A 19,069-nucleotide genomic window follows, 5' to 3' on the forward strand; every position below is an offset into this window, starting at 1 on the left:
GGCGGCTCAACCCACCCTGAGCCGCGCCTCCAGGCCACCGCCCTCGCGATTGCGCAGCGTCAGTGAGCCGCCGATGGCCAGCGCAAGCTGGTGCGCAATCGCCAGGCCCAGGCCGGTGCCGCCGGTCTCCCGGTTGCGCGATGCCTCAAGCCGGACAAACGGCTGCAGCACGGACTCGAGCTGCTCAGCCGGGATGCCGGGCCCGCGGTCGAGCACGCTGATGGTCACCGCGCCGCCGTCCTCGCGGTGCACGCTCAGCTCCGCCGCCCCGCCGAACTTGAGCGCGTTGTCGGTCAGGTTGGTCAGGATGCGGCGCAAGGCGTGCGGGCGCGTGTCGAGGGTACCGCCGGCACGCTGCAGGATGGTGACGGCCTTGCCGGTGTCCTGGTAGTCGTAGACCAGGCTCTCGACGAACGAGCCGATGTCGATCCGCGACCGCGTCTCGCCATCGCCATGCATGGCGCGCGCGTAGGCCAGCCCCTCCTTCACCAGCGTCTCGATCTCGGTGAGGTCTTGCACCAGCTTGCGCTTGTCTTCAGAGTCTTCCGTCATTTCGGCGCGCAGCTTCATCCGCGTGATCGGCGTCTGCAGGTCGTGGGAGATCGCGGCCAGGATCTGCACGCGCTCTTCGACAAAGCGGGCAATACGCTCGCGCATGGCATTGAATGCGCGCGCGGCACGCACCAGCTCGGTGGGCCCGGTCTCGCCCAGCGGCTGGGTCCTGGCATTCGGGTCGAGCGCGTCGGCGGCATTGGCCAGCGCCACCAGGGGGCGGATCGCCAGGCGCACGGCAAGCCAGCAGCACACGACCAGCAGCAGCAACTGGATCCCCAGCACATAAGGCAGCCATTGCGCCACCGGCGTCGGCTTAGGATGCACGTCGATGGTCAGCGGGCTGCCATCGCTGAGGGTCAGGTGGGCCTGCATGCGCTTGCCCTGGCCGGGGATGGACTCGACCCTGACCGCGAAGCGGCCGCCGCTCGCTTCCATGATCCGGTCGGCAACTTCCGTGGCCTGCGCGGTCATCTCCGGCACGCCTGGCAGGCCCGGCCCCAGGATGTATTGGTAGGCGCCGCGATTCACGTGGCGCAGCCACTGCGGGCGCTCCGCCGCGGGCAAGCGGTCCAGGATGGCGATCGAGGTGGAGACGTCAGTCTCCAGGGTGCCGAGCATGATCTTGCGCGCGGTGATGTAGCGCTCGGCAAACAGGACGCCAAACGACAAGCCGTGGGCGACGATAAGCCCGGCCAGCAGGATCAGGAACAGCCGCGAGCCCATCGTACGGGGCCAGGGCAAGGCACGGAGATTCACTGGCGTGCCTCCCGGATCTCCACGGGCGTCGAGAAGACATAGCCCTCGCTGCGCACGGTCTTGATGTAGCGGGGCTCGCGCGCATCGTCCCTGAGGTGCTGGCGCAAGCGGCTGACCAGCAGGTCGATCGAGCGTTCGAACATTTCCGCTTCGCGGCCCTGCGTCAGGCTGAGCAGCTGGTCGCGGTTAAGCACGCGCTGCGGATGGTCGACAAAGACGCGCAGCAGCCGGTATTCCGCGCCGCTCAGCGCGACGATGACGCCATCCTGGTCAATCAGGTGGCGCGCGGTGGTGTCGAGCTGCCAGTCGCCAAATGCAAGCAGCTGCCCGGCCTCGGTGATCTGCAGGTTGGGCGGAAGCATCCGGGTCCGCCTCAGCACCGCCTTGATGCGGGCCAGCAGCTCGCGTGCGGCGAAAGGCTTGGCAAGGTAGTCGTCGGCGCCCATTTCCAGGCCGACGATGCGGTCGGTCTCGTCGCTGCGCGCGGTCAGCATCAGCACCGGGGTGGCCTTGTGCTTGCCTGCCCGCAGTTCACGGCATAGCACCAGGCCATCGTCGCCCGGCATCATTACATCCAGCACGATCAGGTCGACGCTGTTGACGTCCAGGAACGACCGCATGTGCCGCCCGTCAGGCACCACGGTAACGCGCAAGCCGTTCTTGGTGAGGTAGGTTGAGACCAGTTCACGGATCTCGCGGTCGTCATCCACGATCAGGATGTGGTCGGTGTGTGCGTCCATCGGCGTCACCTTGGCAGATTGATTGAAAACCGCCAGGCGCGGCGCCGGGCACCGAAAGATTAACGCAATACGGCGCGACGGGTATTCCCCCGTCGCGCCGTCGGGAACCACCCGCGGTGCGCCGGCGCGCGCCGCGGGGGTGTCCGCTCAATGCCCTGCGCTCTGGCCGCCGTCTACATGCAGGATCTCGCCCGTGACGAACGGTGCGCTGTCGAGATACAGGACAGCATCGACGATATCGCGCATCTCGCCCATATGACCCACCGGGTGCAGCGCGCCCAGCCCCGCATGGGTTTCGGGCGGATGCATCGGCGACTTGATGATGCCGGGCGAGACAGCATTCGCGCGGATGCCGGTCTTGGCGTACTCGATGGCCAGCGACTTGGTCGCGGCGTTCAGGCCACCCTTGGTCAGCGAGGCCAGCACCGACGGCACCCCGCTGATCGCATGGTCGACCAGGCTGGTCGTGATGCTGACCACGTGGCCGCTGCGCTGCTTCTCCATTTCGGCGATGGCCAGCTGCGTGATATGGAAGAAGCCCGTCAGGTTGATGCCGGTGGCGGCCGCGTAGTCCTCGTCGGTATAGCTGGTGAACGGCTTGGCGATGAAGATGCCGGCGTTGTTGACCAGGGTATCGATGCGCCCGAACCTTGCCACGGCCTCGGCGATGACGCGGCGCGCCGTGGACGGATCGGCGATATCGCCGGCGACTGCCAGGATGTCCTGGTCGTCCGACTGCTTGATGGTGCGCGCGGTGGCGACAACGCGATGGCCACGTTCCCGGAACGCCTTGACCAGTTCAGCGCCAATGCCTTGCGATGCGCCCGTGATGACAACGACTTTCTGTGCTGCGCTCATTTTCTTGAACCTCGATGTAGATTGAATCGGCTTGCTTGCCGATCGGGCCGGCGGCTCCGATGGGTTCCAATCTAGGCAATTCCCTTTCGCATTCGAAGACCTCGGCGGCACAAACAGTCTTGCGCCACAAGCACAAATAGAGCGGGACGAATCCTCCGGCGCCCATGGCAAACGCAGCCTCGCGGTCACTTCGGCGCCAGCCACAGCCCGGACATCGACTTCTGCCAATGGCGCACATATGATGGATACATCGCTTGATCCGGTGCGAGACATGAAACGGCAATTCGACGACCTTCAGCTTGGCAGCATCGAGCTGTTCTGCCTGGCCGCGGAGCTGGGCAGCTTCACCGCGGCGGCAGTGGCCGCGGGCGTGACACCGCCCGCAGTCAGCCGCACTGTGCAAAGGCTGGAGGAGCGCCTGGGGGTGCGGCTCTTCGTGCGGACCACGCGCCAGATCCGCCTGACCGACGAAGGCCGGGTGTATTTCGAGCAGAGCCGCGGCGCACTGGCGCAGCTGGTGGATGCGGAGCGGCAGATCAGCGGCCAGCAGGCAGCCCCTGCGGGGCGCTTGCGGATCAGCCTGCCGACCCCTTACGCGCACTATCGCGTGCTGCCAGTGCTGCCGGCATTCCGCGAGCGCTACCCCGAAGTCGAGATCGACGTGCACATCAGCAACCGCAATGTGGATTTCGCCGATGACACCTATGACCTGTCGGTGCGCGGGCGTGCGCCGGATGACTCGAACCTGATCGCGCGCAAGCTGGAAGACGCTGAGCTGGTGGTGGTGGCAACGCCTGGCTATCTGGGGCGTGCCGGCACGCCGCAGTCATTGGAAGACCTGCTCAGGCATGAGTGCATCCAGTTCGAGCGCCCTAGCAGCGGCCGGCGGATCCCATGGACGTTCCAGGTCAACGGCGAGGACACGGATATCGTGACCGCCGGCTCGTATGCGGCGTCAGAAGACATCCTGGGCGGGGCCACGCTGGTGCGCGCCGGCGCGGGCCTGTTCCAGACCTACCGCTTCGTGGTGGAACAGGACCTGCGCGACGGCACGCTGGTGGAGGTGCTGAAGGACTACGGCGGCAGTACGCGCCCCTTTGTGCTGCTATACCCGTCCGCGCGCCACGTCTCGCGCCGGGTACGGGCGTTCGTCGACTTCCTGGTCGAGAAATTCTCAGCGTAACGGCACAAGCCGCGCTGCTTATTCAGGCCGGATCTGGGCAATGACCACGAGGATCACGGCCGCATTCGCCGGCTGCTGGAAGTGCGAGGAAATGGTTCGCGCGTGGCCGGCCTTCTCTACCAGCACCTCGCCAAACAGGTCGGAGGCACCGTCGAGCACCGCCGGCTGCCCGAACCAGCCGGGCGCGCTGGAAATGTGCCCGTCGACGCGGACGATGTGGTCCAGGCGCTCGAAGCCACCCAGATAGGCATGGATCTGCGCCAGCACGTTGAGCGCCGCCAGCTGGGCGGCACGCTTGCCCTGCCCGACATCCAGGTCCTTGCCGACCTGGCCTTGCCAGACCACCTTGCCATCCTGCAAAGGCAACTGCCCGGAAATGAACAGCAGGTCGCCGGCCTGGCTGACCGCGGTATAGCTGCCGAGGGGCTGCGGGGGCTGCGGCAGCACCAGGCCGCGCGCTGCGAGACGTTCTTGCACAGACATGCTGGCTCCAATCAGGTGAGGGTCACGCGACCAACTCTATGTGCGCGCCGGCCTGGGATAAAGGCATGGCGCGGAACAGGAATTGGTACCTGGGGTAACAAGTCGGATGCCCGGCTGCCTTCCATGCCCCTGTCGGCACGGCCGCCCCTACGCAGTCTGCAATTCGTCGCCGCGCGCCATGCGCCGGATTGCCTGCGGCGGTTGGCCGAACGCCCGCAGGAACGCACGCCGCATGCGCTCGCGGTCACCGAAGCCGGTATCCCGCGCGACCACATCGATGGCATGGCGGCCGCTTTCCATCATCAGCCTGGCCGCCTCCACGCGCAGGTGCTCCACGGCCTTGGCGGGGGTCTGCCCGGTCTCGTCACGGAATGCGCGCGCGAACTGCCGCGGGCTCAGGTGCGCCGCATCCGCCAGTTGGTCCACCGAAAGTTCCTGTTGCAGGTTCTGCCGCGCGAAATCCAGCGCGGCACGAATGCGGTCCGAGCGCGGTTCCAGGTCCAGCAGTGCCGAGAACTGTGACTGCCCGCTGGCGCGTCGGTGATACACGACCAGCGACTTCGCCACATCGCGCGCAACCGCGGCGCCCGCGTCTTTCTCCACCAGCGCCAGCGCCAGGTCGATGCAGGCCGACATGCCGGCCGAGGTCCAGACCGGGCCATCGATGATGAAGATGCGGTCCTCTTCCACGCCGACGTTCGGGAAGCGCCGCCGCAACTGCTCGGCGTAATACCAGTGCGTGGTGGCGCGGCGGCCATCCAGCACCCCGGCCTCCGCCAGGTTGAAGGCACCGGTGCAGGTGGCGCCGATGCGCCGCGAAGTCCGCGCCGCACGTTGCAGGAACTTCACCAGCGCGGGCGCCGTGGGCAGCACGTCGTTGTCTCCCACCACCAGCACGGTATCGAAGCGGCGCCTGCCGAACGGCTCGGTGCTGACGAAAAAGCCACCGGAACTCAACACCGGTCCGCCATGCTCGGACAGCAGGTGGACCTGGTACAGCGGCTCTCCGAGCGAGCGGTTGGCGAACTCCAGCACTGTCGAGACCGCAAGGTTCAGCACCTGGAAGCCGGGATAGAGGGCAAGGGCCACGTGATGCATGTCTAACTCCTCATGGCAGTGAAAGGCATTCTGCGCGCACGGCAGAAAAGGTGGCATCTATGACATTGGTGTCATGGCCATTGTGCTCCTAATCTTGGTTTCACGCAGCCGGCCGATCCGGGCCGACCGCCACGAATCTCCCTCCCTCACTGAATCCGGAGCTTTGACATGACCACGCACAACCATCCCGGCACCGCCCTCATCACCGGTGCTTCTTCCGGCATCGGCGCCATCTATGCGGAGCGCCTGGCGCGCAGGGGCCACGACCTGATCCTGGTGGCGCGCAACCGCGCGCGGCTGGAAGCACTGGCCCGCCGCATTACCGACGATACCGGCCGCTCGGTCGAGATCGTGACCGCGGACCTTGGCCAGGCAGCCGACGTACGACGCATCGAAGAGATCCTGCGCACGGATGCAAGCATCACCACGCTGGTCAACAACGCCGGCTTCGGCGGCGCTGCACCGCTGCTGGAATCGGATGTCGACACCATGCAGGCAATGATCGAGCTCAACGTCACGGCCCTGACCCGGCTCACCTACGCCGCCGCCCCGGCCTTCGTCGCGCGCGGCGAGGGCACGATCATCAATATCGCCTCGGTCGTGGCGGTCGCGCCCGAGATCCTGAACGGTGTCTACGGCGGCACCAAGGCGTTTGTGCTGGCCTTTACCCAGTCGCTGCAACATGAGCTTGCGGGCAAGGGCGTGCGCATCCAGGCGGTCCTGCCGGGGGCCACCCGCACCGAGTTCTGGGACACCGCCGGCCAGCCGGTCGAGAACCTGCCGCAAGCGATAGTCATGAGCGGCGACGACCTGGTCGACGCGGCCCTGGCAGGGCTGGACCAGGGCGAGGTGATTACCGTGCCGTCGTTGCCCGACGTGGCCGACTGGAACACGTTCGAGGCAGGACGCGCCGCGCTCGGCCCAAATCTTTCGCGTGACCAGCCCGCTACCCGGTACGGCGTTGCCCGGTAACTGACGGCTCGCGGACGCGCGCGGCCTTTACACCACCTTCCGCCGGGCGCGCGGTATCCGGAAGCGCTCCGGCCGCCGCGCGCCTCCTCCCTGCCATCTACGCCAGCAGGCGCCTCCCATGGTCCTTTTGTACCGCTATGTATCAGGCACAGGGGACGATACGTGCCCTGACAGAAACAGGGTCTCCACGCTATAGCGCAGATACACCGGTTTCCTTTAATGCATCTCGTGGACCGACGGCATGCGTCAACAAGACGATCCCCCGGCCGCGCAGTTCAACCCAGACCTCAAGGAAACCGACCATGATTACCGATCTCACCAAGCGCATTGTTCTCGCCCTCGCCCTGGCAGCTGCCGCCGCCGGCGCCCAGGCCGCCGGTCCCGGCGCACGCGATCCGTTCAGCGAAGGCGCACGTTCCGTGCAGGACGCACGCAACGCATTCACCGACGGCGCCCGCGCCGTGCAGGACGCACGCGACCCGTACACCGAGGGCGCGCGCAATGTCGATCCGTACGATAAGGGTGAACGCATCCTGGCCGGGTGGGACCGCACGGGTCCGTCCGCTGATCCGGCGCGCAGCTTCGATCCCTACCAGGACGGCGCCCGCGCCTGACTGCCGGCTTTGGCCTCGGCTATGCCTCTTCGCGTGGTGCTGCCGTGGAACCCCGCACGATCAGTTGCGGCGTCAGTTGCACGGTGACGGCATCGGAGGCTGGCTTGTCGATCTTCCTGAGCAGGAGGCGGGCAGCCTCCTCGCCCATTTCGTGGACGGCAATGCGCACGGTGGTCAGCGGCGGCGTCAGGGCGTCGGCGAAAGGCATGTCGTTGTGGCCCACCACCGAGACGTCCTCGGGGCAACGCATGCCGCGCTCGCGCAGGAAGTCGTAGCAGCCCATCGCCACCAGGTCATTGCCGGCGGCGATGGCGGTCATCTGCGGGAATGCCGCGAAGAGTTGCTCGCAAGCGAGCCGGCCGGCTTCACGCGAATAGCTGGCGGCTTCCATGACTTGCCATTCGCCGCGGCGCAGGCGGTGGCGCTTTACCGCCTGAAGGAAGCCCTCGCGACGCAGGAAGCCGGTCGACAGCGAGGCTGGCCCGGCAATATGCCCGATGCGGCGGTGGCCCAGGCCGACCAGGTGGTCGACCGTCTGCCGCATCGCCAGCAGGTTGTCGCTCACCACGCAGGACACCCGGCCCGTGTCTTCGCCGCGGTTGACCGTGACCACGGGGATATGCTGCTTGAGGCAGTACGCGAGGATCGGATCGTCCCGTTCCGCGGTGGCGAGCACCAGTCCTTCTACCTGCTGGCCGATCATCTGGTCGATGACAAAACGCTGCCGGCTTTTGTCGGTACCGGCATTGACCACAATTGGCACGTAGCCTTGCTGCGCCAGCACGGATTCAATCCCGGCCAGGATCGGCGGAAACACCGGGTTGGAAATATCCGGCAGCACCACGCCCACCAGTCCGGAACGCTGGGTGCGCAGCCCCGCCGCGATGCGATTGGGGCGGAAGCCGCGGGCCTCGGCAACCGCCAGGATGCGAGCCGCCACTTCCTCAGCCACCAGGTGCCGCGTGGCCGGGTTCATCACTCGCGAGACGGTCGAGTAATGCACGTCGATCTCGGCAGCCAGGTCTTTCAGGGTGAGGCGCTTGCGCTCGGGCATGACGGCAGTTGGCGGGGCGGCAGCCCGGGGAGAGTTGGAATACGCCATTCTAAGCCACCCCCGCGCCGTCGCCGCTCGCCTTCGGGCTAGCGCTACTGCCCCGCCTTCACGCCGGATTGCCTGACCACCGGCGCCAGCTTGCCGATCTCCGCCTGGATATAGGCGGCAAACTCCTGCGGCGACGAGCGCTTCGGCTCCGCGCCCTGGGCGGCCAGGCGCTCGCGCACATCCGGCGCGGCCAGTGCCTTGCCGATCTCGGCATTGAGCGCATCGACGACTTCCTTCGGGGTGCCGGCGGGCGCCAGCACGCCGAACCAGGAGTCGAACGCGTAGCCGGGGAAGCCGGACTCCGCCACCGTCGGAATATCCGGCAGCGCGCTGGCGCGCCTGGCCGTGGTGACCGCCAGCGCCCGCAGCTTGCCCTGTTTGACGAACGGCATGGCCGATACGCTGGGCGCGAACATCATGTCGCCCCGGCCAGCCATGACGTCGGTCAGCGCTTCGCCCGTGCCCTTGTACGGGATATGGACGATGTCGATGCCGGCCTGCATCTTGAACATCTCGCCGCTCAGGTGCGTAGAGCTGCCGGAACCCGCCGAGTCGAAATTCAGCGCTCCCGGCGTCGCCTTGGCGGCGTTGACAACGTCCCGCACCGATTTGTACTTGCTGCCGGCATTGACCACCAGCACATTGGGGACCGTCGCCACCAGCGAGACCGGTGCGAAGTCCTTCACCGTGTCATACGAGAGCTTGGGATACAGCGTGGCGTTGATGGCGTGCCCGACCGAAACCAGGATCAGCGTGTAGCCGTCCGGCGCCGCCTTGGCCACGCCGGTGGCGCCCAGGGTGCCGCCGGCGCCGGGGCGGTTGTCGACGATCACCTGGTAGGTGCCGCCCTCGCCCATCTTGCTGCCGATGATGCGCGCCAGGATGTCGGTGGCGCTGCCGGCCGAGAACGGCACCACCAGCCGGATCGGCTTGCTGGGGTATTGCGGTTGCGCGTGGACGGCGGGCGCGGCCGCCAGCATCAGCGATGACGCCAGCGCCAGCACGGTGCCTTGGATGGATCGAATCATTCTGTGTGTCTCCTCACTTCAGAAGCGAGCGCGGGCACCGCGCATCGCCGTTGAATGCGGCGCGCCCATGCGGGCGTGCCGTTCTGCCTCAGAAGAAGTGCCGCATGCCGAGCGCGACCGTCTGCGGGTCTGCACCCGCGCTCACGCCCAGTTCATTGATGGCAAAGTCGTAGATCGCATTGCGCTTGTTGTTGATGCGGCTGTAGTACGCATACAGCGCTGTGCGTTTGGACAGCGGATAGTCGTAGCCGACCGTGATCTGCGTGGCGCCCGTTTCCGCGCCGCTGCGGAAGAAGCCCACGGTCTCGGTCGCATTGCCCGCGCCATTGCTGGCAAGGCCAAAACCGACGCGCACGCTGCCCGGCCCGAGCTTTTGCACCACCGAGGCGTAGTACCCGTTGCGGGTCAGGTCACCGGTCGCGGTGCGGTAGTGGAGCCGTTCATAGAGCAGCGCCACGGTGGTGGTCGGGAACTTGTACGAGACGCCCGCCTTCATCGCGTCATCGTTGCGGCCGGCGGTCTGGTAGTGCTGGTGGACTTCATAGGCCAGCGCCACGTTGAGCGGGCCGTTGTCGTAGGCGGCCGAGAACGAATACAAGCCGGGATTGCGCGGTACGGTGGTCTTCTCCTCGTTCACGCCCCACGCCGCGGCGCCGCTGAAGCCGGCGAACGACGGCGTCTTGTAGACGATGATGTTCTTCTGCCGGCGGTCGAACGAGCTGGTGTCCTGCACGTTGTCGGAACTGGACGTGGAGCCGTTGCCGATCAGCGCCATATAGCCGGCAGTGGTCGGATAGTACGGGTCATAGGCCAGCGTCGATTCGGTGTATGGCGTCTGCCAGTGCCCCAGGAACAGCGTGCCAGCATCGCCCTGCAGCCCCACCCGCGTATTGCGCCCGGCCACCTGGCCCTGGCCGGTATCGAGCGAGAAATTGCTTTCGATCTGCCAGATCGCTTTCAGGCTGCCGCCCAGGGCTTCTTCGCCACGCATGCCGAAGACCGAGCGGTTGTTGGTCAGGCGCCCCACGCCGCCAAGGCGGGAACCGTCGGTCGCGGTGTTGGCATAGGAATACTCCAGTGCCGTATTGATGCGCCCGTACAGGGTCACGGCTGACTGCGCGCAGGCCTCACCGCCACAGCCTGCGGCCATGGCCAGCACGAGCAGATGGCTGCGCTTTCTGATGGGTTGCATTTGCTTTGTCTCCCCTGGTTTGTCGTGGTTGTTGTCGGCGGGCCGTCTGCTCCGCTCTTTTTTGCAATCGTTTGCAGTTCGGCCCGAGAAAATCAGCCCTTGGGATACGGCATCGCCAGCAGCAGCATCGCCGGCCGGTTACCCGGGTTCGACACCTGCCGCGCCTCACCCGGCGCCAGGCACACGGAATCGAACTGGGCCAGCGTCACGACCTCGTCGGGCGTGGCGATGCGGACTTCGCCTTCCAGCACGACGTAGTGCTTTTCCACCGGCGAGGCATCCATCGACGTATGGCCGCCCGGCAGCAGTACCGAGACCCCCATCCACAAGGCTTCGGACGGTCCCGCTTCATGCCCTTGCAGGCGCAGGCAGTGCATGCCTTCATGATTCGCCGGGAAGTAGGCTGGCGCCTTTGCGAACCGGGTCGTGTTCATGGCTTCAGCACCACGCGTTCGGTCGCGCCCTGCAGGACCGCCCGGTAGGCCTCCTTGGCGTTGGAGAGCGCATAGGTGTAGTCGGAAAGGACCGGGAACGGCCGCAGCGCACCCGAGGCAAACATCGGTGCGAGCTGGTCAAGGATGCCCGCGCAGGCGTTGCTGTCCAGCGCAAGGGTGTCGACGCCCACATAGGTGTGCTGGCCACGATAGAAGGCGAAGATATCGAACGGCACCGGCTTCTCGATGGTCGAGATGAAGATCTGCGCCGCGCCGATCGCCATGGCCTGGTTGGCCTGTTCGAAGTAGGGGCTTCCCACCGTGTTGTAGACGATATCCGCACCGTGCCCGTCGGTCTCTTCGCGCACCACCGCGGCGATGGATTCGCTGCTGGCATCGATCATGCGCACGTCGCCGCTGGCATGGCCACGATACGCCTCGGCGGTGCGCTCCACGGCAAAGACGCGCGCGCCGAGCGCCGTGGCGATCTGGATCGTTGCCTGCCCCACCTTGCCGTTGCCGCCACACACCAGCACGGTGCTGCCAGCCTGCGGCATGCCCGCGCGGCGCAGCCCTTCATAGGCGGTGATGAACGGCACCCCCACGGCGCCGGCTTCCAGCAGCGACACCGACGCCGGCTTGGCGCGCACCGCGCTGGCCTGGATGCGCAGGTACTTGCCATGCGTGCCGTCGCGGCGGATGCCGAGCTCGCCGCCGCTGCCCCAGACCTGCTGGCCCAGCAGTTCGGTGGGACCGTCGACGACCAGGCCTGCATAGTCGCGGCCTGGCGTGCGCGGCCAGATCGCATGCGGCATCATGCCGAGCGTTGCCTTCACGTCGCTCGGGTTCACGCCGGCGCTGGCCACTTCGATGATGACCTGACCCGGCGCCGCTTCCGGACGCGGCACGCCGAGCAGCTCCAGCTGCAGGACATCGATATTGGCGGCTTTTTCGCTGACTCGAATGGTGTTCATGGTGATTCCTTCCTGAAATGTTTAGTTCTGTATGGCGGGGGTCAGGCTTCGCGCAGCCCAAGCGTGCGCCGGGCCTCGGCCGACGATGCAATCTCGCCGCCGAGCGACCTGACGATGTCACGCGCCTTGGCGACCAGCGCCGCGTTGCTTGGCGCCAGCACGCCCTTCTCAAGATAGATGTTGTCTTCCATGCCGACGCGCACGTGTCCGCCTGCAAGCCATGCCTGGGCCACGATCGGGAACTCCGCGCGGCCGATGCCGAAGGCCGACCAGTGGGCGCCGGCGGGCAGCATGTTGCGCGCGTAGAAGATGGTTTCCGGCGTGGGCGCAAAGCCGTACTTCACGCCCAGCACCAGGGTCCACAGGCCGGGACCGTCCAGCACGCCTTCACGGATAAAGTCGAGCGCCATGTTCAGGTCCCCGGAATCGAAGATCTCCAGCTCGGGCATGACGCCGGCCGCGCGGATCACGCTGGCCATCTTGCGCACGTTGGTGGGCGTGTTGATGACCACGTCGCCGCCTGAATTCATGGTGTTCAAGTCGAGCGAGCAGACGTCCGGGCGCAGCGCCGCGATGTGTTCGACGCGCTTCGAGGGATGCAGCAGCGTGGTGCCGGGCGCGGCCACGCGCGGCTCGTCCTCGCTCGGCACGAAGCGGCCACCGGGTCCGGTGGTGAGGTTGATGATCAGCGAGCGGTTGCGCTTGCGGATGCGGTCGATGACATCGGCGTAGTAGTCGAGCGACATCGACGGGCGCCCCGTTTCAGGGTCGCGCACGTGGATGTGGGCGGCGGCTGCGCCGGCCTCGGCGGCTTCCAGCGCGGCGTCGGCAATCTGGGCCGGCGTGACCGGCAAGCCGGGGTGCTGCTCCGGGGTGACGATATTGCCGGTCACCGCGCAGGTGATGATGGTCTTGCGTGCGTGCATGAGCGAAGGTCAGTAATGGAAATGCTATTGGGTAGACATGGAGGGGCCTGGCCTATCCAAGCTGGCGGCCGCCGTCCACGACGATGGTGGTGCCAGTGGCAAAGCGCAGTGACGTCGCGCAGGCAGCGATGGCATCGGCCACGTCCTGTGCCTGGCCGACGCGCTTGAGCGGCGTCGACTTGGCGGCGCGCTCGTTGAAACCGCTGTCGCGTCCCGGCACGAAGGCGGTATCGACCACGCCCGGTGAAACGTTCAGCACGCGGATATGCGGCGCCAGCGCGCGCCCGAGCGACATCGCCATGACATCGAGCCCGGCCTTGGCAGCGCAGTACGCAACATTGCTGCCCTGCCCCGTACGGCCGGCGATCGACCCGACATTGACCACCAGCCCGTCGCCATTGGCGCGCAGGTGCGGCGCGAACGCACGGATCGCGGCAAACTGACCGCGCCAGTTGACGGCAAACAGTTCATCGATCAGCGCATCGTCCAGGGCGTCGAGGTCGGCGTGCGGGATCGCCCGCGTAAAGCCCGCGGTGTTCACCAGGATATCGACGCGGCCGTAGTGATGGCTGACCTCGTCGGCCAGCGCGCGCAGCGAGGCGCTGTCGGCAATCTCGGCCACGGCGGCAAGATGGTTGCCGGCCGGCAAGGCCGCCGCGGCACTGGCCGCCTTGTCGGCGTCGCGCCCGGTCAGCACGACGCTTGCGCCAAGGCGCGCCAGCGTTTCACCGGCGGCAAAGCCGATGGCACCGGTGCCGCCGAGGATCACGGCCACCTTGCCGGAAAGAGAAGTAGCACTCATGGTTTCAATGTGGGAATGGGTCAGGGGAAGCCGATTCGGCCTTCAGTCGATCGGCGGCTTCGGGAAGGTCTGCTCGCCGGGCTCCAGCGTGAAATCGAACGCCAGCGTGTAAAACGGCGCCGGCACATCGCCCCACGGGCTGGGGCCTTGGTGGTGCAGCCGGAGATCGCCAACCAGTTGCCGATGCACGCCGAACGTGACATCGGATTCCAGCTTGTCCGGCGCGTCGGCAAACACCTGGGTGACGAGCGTCCGGTAACCCGGCGCCGCGACGATGAAATGGATATGCGCCGGCCGGTACGGATGGCGCTGCTGCTCGGCCAGCAACGTGCCTACCGGGCCGTGGGTCGGCACCGGATAGCCGGCAGGCCGCACCGTGCGAAAGTGATAGCCGCCGCTTTCATCGGTATGGAAGCAGCCGCGCAGGTTGCGGTCGGGCTGGGTCGGATCCTGGTTGTCATACAGTCCCACCGGCGACGCCTGCCAGATCTCGACCAGCGCGCCTGGCAGCGGCGTGCCATCGGTCGCCCGCACGGTGCCGCTGACCAGCAGCGGCAAGCCAGGCGCGTCGTCCTGCACCACGCAGTCACCGCAGTCATAACGCGGCGCGTTGGCGCGATAGAACGGGCCGAGCAGCGCGCCGGGCGTGCGCCCGTCCCTGGTGCTGTTGTTCATGACGGTCACCAGCGTCGACAGCCCCAGCACGTCGGCAGCCAGGACAACCTCGTTATGTTTGGCATTGGTCGCATGGCCCAGGCTGGCGATATACCACAGGGCAAGCTCGAATTCCTCGTCGGACAGCCGCACCTCGGACAGGAACCCGTGAAGGTGCCGCACCAGGGAATCCATGATGAAGCGCAGGCGGGGATTGGTGGTATTGGCCATGGCCGCCTGGACCACGCCTGTCACCGAGTGTTCGTCCTCGATCAGCGCCAGACGCTCGCCTTGTGGCGCCTGCCGCTCGCTGGAAGTTTCCATGTTTTGCCTCCTTTGCAAACGTTTGCATTATCGGCGGTTTCGACGGATGGTCAAGGTCGAAGTTAGTCACCGCCACGACTTGCAACGGCTGCCGTTCAACCAGAATCACAATCAAAACAAGGGAGTACGGACGATTTTCGGGAGAAACCCTAGGTGCATGCCAAGGCGCAGAATGTGGCGCATAGGCCTGTCCGAGTCCCCTGCCGATGCGGCTCCCCAGCCCGTTCGCGCATGAATTTGTACCCGTCTGTATCACGCAGCCGCAACGATACGTGTTTCGACGGAGACACCTCTCACGCGCTACGGGCCAGATACATCGATCGCCTTAAATGCATTCCGTGGCCCGGCGGCGAACCTCAACGAAGCCAGTCCCTGCCGCGCAATACCGAACCCAAACCTTTAAGGAAGACGATCATGACTACCCACAACATCGCCAAGCGCTTTGTCTTCGCCATCGCCCTGGTTGCCGCCGCTGCCGGTGCGCAGGCCGCCGCACTGCCCCAGCCGGGCGCGCGAGACCCCTTCACCGACGGTGCCCGCTCCGTGCAAGAGGCACGCAGCCCGTACAGCGACGGCGCGCGTGCCGTCGACCCGTTCACGGACGGTGCGCGCAACGTTGATCCGTACTACGACGGCGCACGCACCCTGTCCGGCCTGGACCGCACCGGCGTGTCGGCGGACCCGGCGCGCAGTGTCGACCCCTATCTTGACGGCGCCTACGCCTGAGCCCCAACTCTCTGAATGACCAAGGAACGCATCATGACCCGTATCGAAAAAGTGCTGTACACCGGCAAAGTCCACATCACCGCAGGCGGACGCGACGGCGAAGCCCACAGCGATGACGGCCGGCTGAACCTTCAACTGTCCTCGCCGGGCACCAAAGGCCAGGGCACGAACCCGGAGCAACTGCTCGCCGCGGGATGGTCGGCGTGCTTTATCGGCGCGATCGGGCTGGCCGCCGGCAAGATGAAAGTGAAGCTGCCGGCCGAGCTTTCGGTCGACGCCGAGGTTGATCTGGGCAGCGCTGGCGAGGCCTATTTGCTGCAGGCCCGGCTCAATGTCCATATCCCCGGCATCGACCGTGAAGTGGCCCAGGCACTGGTGGATACCGCGCACCGGACCTGCCCGTACTCGAAGGCCCTGCACGGCAGCATCCACGTCGAAACCAGGCTGGTCTGACGCACACGGTGACCTGCCTGAGGCAACCGGGCAGGTCATTTTCCACAACCAAAGCGAGCCCTCTGTCCGGTGCAGTCGCGTTCCATGCGACGTTCTAACGTTTGCGCGCGTAGAGACTCGGTGGCTGGCCGACGTGCCGGCTGAACGCGGTGCTGAAGGTACTTGCCGAGCCGTAGCCGACCCGTTCGGCAACCTCGGCGATCCCGAAGTCATGGCGACGGAGCAGGTCCTTCGCCACAGCCATGCGCCAGGCGATCAGGTATTCCATCGGTGGCATTCCAACGGCGCGGGTGAAGCGCTCAAAAAAGGTCGAGCGCGACAACGCGGCCTTCTTTGCGAGTTGGGCCACCGTCCACGTGCGCGCGGGATCGGCGTGCATCTGCCGCATCGCTGACGCGAGTCGGGCATCGGCCAGGCCACGCAGCAAGCCCGGGGGTGCGTCCTCCCCCGACGTTGAGCGCAGCGCTTCGATCAGCAGCACCTCCACCAGGCGCGTGAGCACGAGCTCGCGGCCCGACCTCCGTTCACCCGATTCCTCGCCGACGAGCCGAACGATGGCCGAAAGCCGCTCGGCGCCGCGCACATGCACCAGCGCCGGCAACAGCGACACCAGCAGCGCGGCATTGGACGAGTCAAAGACAAAGTAGCCGCCGAGCAGTCGCACATCGGGACGTCCACCGCGCCTGCCGTGACGGACTTCGCCCGTCGGCGCAGACGCCACCTTGGGGTCGATGCGCTCGGGCGCCACCGGCTCAAAACCCGACAGGGTGAAGCCCGGCGTTGCCGGCAGGAGCACGAAGTCGCCTGCCTCAAGCGTGATGGCATGGTGGCCGTCGACGGCGAGACGACAGCTGCCCTCGCGCACGGCGCAGAAGCTTGGCTGGCCGAAGTCAGCGTAGCGAACACCCCAGCGGCCGGCGCCGCTGATGGACTTGGAGAACACGGCACGCGGCTGCAGCAGTGAGATGACTTCTGACAGGGGATCGCTCATCGCCGGACGATTGCAAATGAAATCTGGACTTTTCATTGTAGGCAGTCCGTCGCAGCCCCGCTATCGTTGCCGACATCAAAACCACCACCGAAATTCCCATGAAAACCGTGTTGATTACCGGCTGCTCCTCTGGCTATGGCCTTGAAACCGCGCGCCACTTCCACGCGCAGGGCTGGAACGTTATCGCCACCATGCGAACGCCGAACGAAGAACTCTTGCCCAGATCCCACCAGATCCGCATGCTGGCGCTCGACGTGACGAAGCCCGATAGCATCGCCGCCGCGCTTGAAGCAAGCGGGCCCATCGACGTGCTCGTCAACAACGCGGGCATCGGCCTGTTTGGCGCCTTTGAGGCCACGCCGATGGCCACGACGCGCGAGGTGTTCGAGACCAACACCTTCGGCGTGATGGCGATGACCCAGGCGGTGCTGCCGCAGTTCCGGGCGCGCGGGTCGGGCGTGGTGGTGAACGTGACCTCGAGCACTACGCTGGCGCCGATGCCGATGGTGGCCGTCTACACCGCGAGCAAGATGGCCATCGAAGGCTTCACCGCGTCGCTCGCGTTCGAGCTCGAAGCGTTCAGGGTGAGCGTGAAGCTGGTCGAGCCGGGCTACGGTCCGACCACGCGCTTTACCAGCAACGGGGGACCGCGCATGGAGGGCCTGATCCCCGAGGCGTACGCGTCTTTCGCGCAGCGCATCTTTGCTTCACTCTCGCAACCGGCAGCGGTGACGACCGAGGCCGAGGTGGCCGAAGCGGTTTGGCGTGCCGCCAACGACAGGTCCGGGCTGCTTCGGTTTCCGGCAGGTGCCGATGCGGTAGCGCTGGCTCATTCGGGATAAGCGGCAAGGGAGTCTGGCCCTTCGCCGGTTCGCCGCACGAGGTATCGGAGCCCAATTACGGCCTCGCACAATCGGATGGCCCGCAGGCTGGCATATCCCGACACGCCCGAGGCATAATCGTGAAACTGGTTTCACCGAGACCCGAATCCTATGCCGCGCCCTGTTATCCGACCTGTGTCCGACCAGAAACCCGCAGAGAAGCTCACCATCCAGGACGTTGCCGACTATGCGGGTGTCTCCAAGGCAACCGTATCGCGCTACCTGAACCGGGGCGGCGAGCAGTTGTCCGCGGACGTCGAGGCGCGCGTCGCCGCGGCCATCCGCGCGCTCGGCTATAGCCCCAGCCCGATGGCGCAGGGGCTCAAGCGCGGCAAGTCGCGCCTGATCGGGCTGGTGGTTGCGGATGTCTCCAATTCGTTCTCGGTGGCCGTGCTGCGCGGCGTTGAGAAGGCCTGTCGCGACGCCGGCTATATGGTGATGCTGTTCAACCTCGGCAATGACGAGCAACTGGAGCGTGAGGCCATTCGCTCGCTGTCGGCGTACCGGGTCGAGGGTTTCATCCTGCACACGCTGGGCCACGATGCCGGCGCCCTGGCCGATGCGGCGCAATTGGGCAAGCCAGTGGTACTGGTCGACCGCAAGGTCGGTGATGCCGAAGTCGACCTGGTGGCCCTGGACAACCTGACCGCCGTACAGGAAGCCGCCGGCCACCTGGTCGAAGCCGGCTACCGGCACCTGCTGTTCATCAGCGAGCCGATCAAGGCCATCAGCTCGCGCAATGAGCGCGCGCGCGCGTTCCAGGCCTTTGTCGCCGAACACGCGGACACGGTTGGCGGGACCGTTTTTGAAGCCCAGCGGGGTGACGACGATGCCCTGGATGAAGCGCTCCGCGCGCTGCGCCGTGGCGCCGGACAGGCACCCGTTGCCGTGCTGGCGGCCAACGCGGTGATCTCGCTGCGCGTGGCCGCATCCGCCGCCAGACTGGGGTGGCAACTTGGCGCCGACCTGGGCCTGATCGGCTTCGATGATCCGGAATGGGCCGCATTGGTCGGCCCTGGCCTCAGCGCCATTTCCCAGCCCACCGACGATATCGGGCGCGTCGCCACCAACTGCCTGATCGAGCGCCTGCAAGGCGCGCAACTGCCGCCGCGCCGGGTGCTGTTGCCCGGCACCCTGGTCACGCGCGGATCCACCCGCCGCGCCTGATTGCAGAGCCCTTCCCCGCCGGCGTCCGCCGTGCCCGCCTGATCCATGCCTGCACCCGCTGCGCACGTCCAGCGGGTGCCTGACGTGCCTGTTTCCGCATCCGCCAAACGCGGTTTTTGCCCGTAAGGGTTTCCACTGCTGGATCTCTGAAACCGG

Annotated in this window: 21 protein-coding genes; 7 read left to right on the forward strand and 14 right to left on the reverse strand. The window is 66.4% G+C overall.

From position 1 onward, the window contains the following. Positions 1-6: 6 nt before the first annotated feature. From KB879_RS13895 to KB879_RS13905, 3 genes are all read right to left on the reverse strand, one after another. Complete coding sequence (locus KB879_RS13895) at positions 7-1,311, reverse strand: sensor histidine kinase KdpD (protein WP_249221301.1); 1,305 nt, start codon at positions 1,309-1,311, stop codon at positions 7-9. After that, positions 1,308-2,051, reverse strand: a complete 744-nt coding sequence (locus tag KB879_RS13900; protein ID WP_013953371.1) for a response regulator — start codon at positions 2,049-2,051, stop codon at positions 1,308-1,310. The genes KB879_RS13895 and KB879_RS13900 overlap by 4 nt, the downstream gene beginning before the upstream one ends. Positions 2,052-2,198: 147 nt before the next feature. Continuing rightward, a complete protein-coding gene (locus KB879_RS13905; protein WP_211981776.1) occupies positions 2,199-2,909 on the reverse strand; it encodes an SDR family NAD(P)-dependent oxidoreductase in 711 nt (236 codons plus the stop codon). Between the two features lie 271 nt (positions 2,910-3,180). Here KB879_RS13905 and KB879_RS13910 point away from each other — a divergent pair, with 271 nt between their 5' ends. Beyond that, entirely contained in the window at positions 3,181-4,092 is a 912-nt protein-coding gene (locus tag KB879_RS13910) for a LysR family transcriptional regulator (protein ID WP_211981777.1), read from the forward strand. 18 nt (positions 4,093-4,110) lie between these two features. Here the strand turns inward: KB879_RS13910 and KB879_RS13915 are convergent, their stop codons facing one another. Together KB879_RS13915 and KB879_RS13920 are read right to left on the reverse strand one after the other, a co-directional pair. After that, positions 4,111-4,575, reverse strand: coding sequence for a RidA family protein (locus KB879_RS13915; RefSeq protein WP_211981779.1), 465 nt, complete (start codon positions 4,573-4,575; stop codon positions 4,111-4,113). Between the two features lie 147 nt (positions 4,576-4,722). Next, positions 4,723-5,673 (reverse strand): GlxA family transcriptional regulator, encoded by a 951-nt coding sequence (locus tag KB879_RS13920; protein ID WP_211981780.1) that lies wholly within the window; start codon positions 5,671-5,673, stop codon positions 4,723-4,725. Positions 5,674-5,841: 168 nt separating this feature from the next. On the opposite strand from KB879_RS13920, the gene KB879_RS13925 reads away from it, so the two are divergent. Then, complete coding sequence (locus KB879_RS13925) at positions 5,842-6,645, forward strand: SDR family oxidoreductase (RefSeq protein ID WP_211981783.1); 804 nt, start codon at positions 5,842-5,844, stop codon at positions 6,643-6,645. A 302-nt stretch (positions 6,646-6,947) separates the two neighbouring features. Continuing rightward, positions 6,948-7,259 (forward strand): hydroxyquinol 1,2-dioxygenase, encoded by a 312-nt coding sequence (locus KB879_RS13930; protein ID WP_211981785.1) that lies wholly within the window; start codon positions 6,948-6,950, stop codon positions 7,257-7,259. A 19-nt stretch (positions 7,260-7,278) separates the two neighbouring features. Here KB879_RS13930 and KB879_RS13935 read toward each other — a convergent pair whose 3' ends face one another. The 8 genes from KB879_RS13935 to KB879_RS13970 all read right to left on the reverse strand — a co-directional run bounded on the left by KB879_RS13935 (position 7,279) and on the right by KB879_RS13970 (position 14,695). Beyond that, positions 7,279-8,313 (reverse strand): LacI family DNA-binding transcriptional regulator, encoded by a 1,035-nt coding sequence (locus tag KB879_RS13935; RefSeq protein WP_249221302.1) that lies wholly within the window; start codon positions 8,311-8,313, stop codon positions 7,279-7,281. A gap of 92 nt (positions 8,314-8,405) precedes the next feature. Next, positions 8,406-9,389: a tripartite tricarboxylate transporter substrate binding protein gene (locus KB879_RS13940; protein ID WP_153953417.1), complete on the reverse strand. Its 984-nt coding sequence runs from the start codon at positions 9,387-9,389 to the stop codon at positions 8,406-8,408. An 88-nt stretch (positions 9,390-9,477) separates the two neighbouring features. Further along, positions 9,478-10,581, reverse strand: a complete 1,104-nt coding sequence (locus KB879_RS13945) for a porin (protein WP_211981799.1) — start codon at positions 10,579-10,581, stop codon at positions 9,478-9,480. A gap of 92 nt (positions 10,582-10,673) precedes the next feature. Beyond that, complete coding sequence (locus KB879_RS13950) at positions 10,674-11,015, reverse strand: cupin domain-containing protein (RefSeq protein ID WP_114130541.1); 342 nt, start codon at positions 11,013-11,015, stop codon at positions 10,674-10,676. Beyond that, positions 11,012-11,989 (reverse strand): zinc-binding alcohol dehydrogenase family protein, encoded by a 978-nt coding sequence (locus KB879_RS13955; protein WP_211981801.1) that lies wholly within the window; start codon positions 11,987-11,989, stop codon positions 11,012-11,014. Before KB879_RS13955 ends, KB879_RS13950 begins: the two co-directional genes overlap by 4 nt. A 41-nt stretch (positions 11,990-12,030) precedes the next feature. After that, the gene (locus KB879_RS13960; RefSeq protein WP_114130539.1) at positions 12,031-12,915 is read right to left on the reverse strand and encodes a 3-keto-5-aminohexanoate cleavage protein; all 885 of its coding nucleotides are present in this window, start codon (positions 12,913-12,915) and stop codon (positions 12,031-12,033) included. Positions 12,916-12,967: 52 nt separating this feature from the next. Further along, entirely contained in the window at positions 12,968-13,717 is a 750-nt protein-coding gene (locus KB879_RS13965; protein WP_013953384.1) for an SDR family NAD(P)-dependent oxidoreductase, read from the reverse strand. Between the two features lie 42 nt (positions 13,718-13,759). After that, positions 13,760-14,695, reverse strand: a complete 936-nt coding sequence (locus KB879_RS13970) for a dioxygenase (protein WP_211981803.1) — start codon at positions 14,693-14,695, stop codon at positions 13,760-13,762. Between the two features lie 414 nt (positions 14,696-15,109). Here KB879_RS13970 and KB879_RS13975 point away from each other — a divergent pair, with 414 nt between their 5' ends. Together KB879_RS13975 and KB879_RS13980 are read left to right on the forward strand one after the other, a co-directional pair. Further along, entirely contained in the window at positions 15,110-15,421 is a 312-nt protein-coding gene (locus KB879_RS13975; RefSeq protein WP_211981805.1) for a hydroxyquinol 1,2-dioxygenase, read from the forward strand. 33 nt (positions 15,422-15,454) lie between these two features. Next, entirely contained in the window at positions 15,455-15,874 is a 420-nt protein-coding gene (locus tag KB879_RS13980; RefSeq protein WP_211981807.1) for an organic hydroperoxide resistance protein, read from the forward strand. A 94-nt stretch (positions 15,875-15,968) separates the two neighbouring features. Here KB879_RS13980 and KB879_RS13985 read toward each other — a convergent pair whose 3' ends face one another. Further along, positions 15,969-16,865 (reverse strand): AraC family transcriptional regulator, encoded by an 897-nt coding sequence (locus KB879_RS13985; protein ID WP_211981809.1) that lies wholly within the window; start codon positions 16,863-16,865, stop codon positions 15,969-15,971. A 98-nt stretch (positions 16,866-16,963) separates the two neighbouring features. On the opposite strand from KB879_RS13985, the gene KB879_RS13990 reads away from it, so the two are divergent. After that, positions 16,964-17,707, forward strand: a complete 744-nt coding sequence (locus tag KB879_RS13990) for an SDR family oxidoreductase (RefSeq protein ID WP_211981811.1) — start codon at positions 16,964-16,966, stop codon at positions 17,705-17,707. Positions 17,708-17,857: 150 nt separating this feature from the next. Then, complete coding sequence (locus KB879_RS13995; RefSeq protein WP_211981813.1) at positions 17,858-18,913, forward strand: LacI family DNA-binding transcriptional regulator; 1,056 nt, start codon at positions 17,858-17,860, stop codon at positions 18,911-18,913. Positions 18,914-19,069: the final 156 nt, after the last annotated feature.

This window comes from Cupriavidus sp. KK10 (assembly GCF_018223725.1).
GTDB classification, from domain to species: domain Bacteria; phylum Pseudomonadota; class Gammaproteobacteria; order Burkholderiales; family Burkholderiaceae; genus Cupriavidus; species Cupriavidus necator.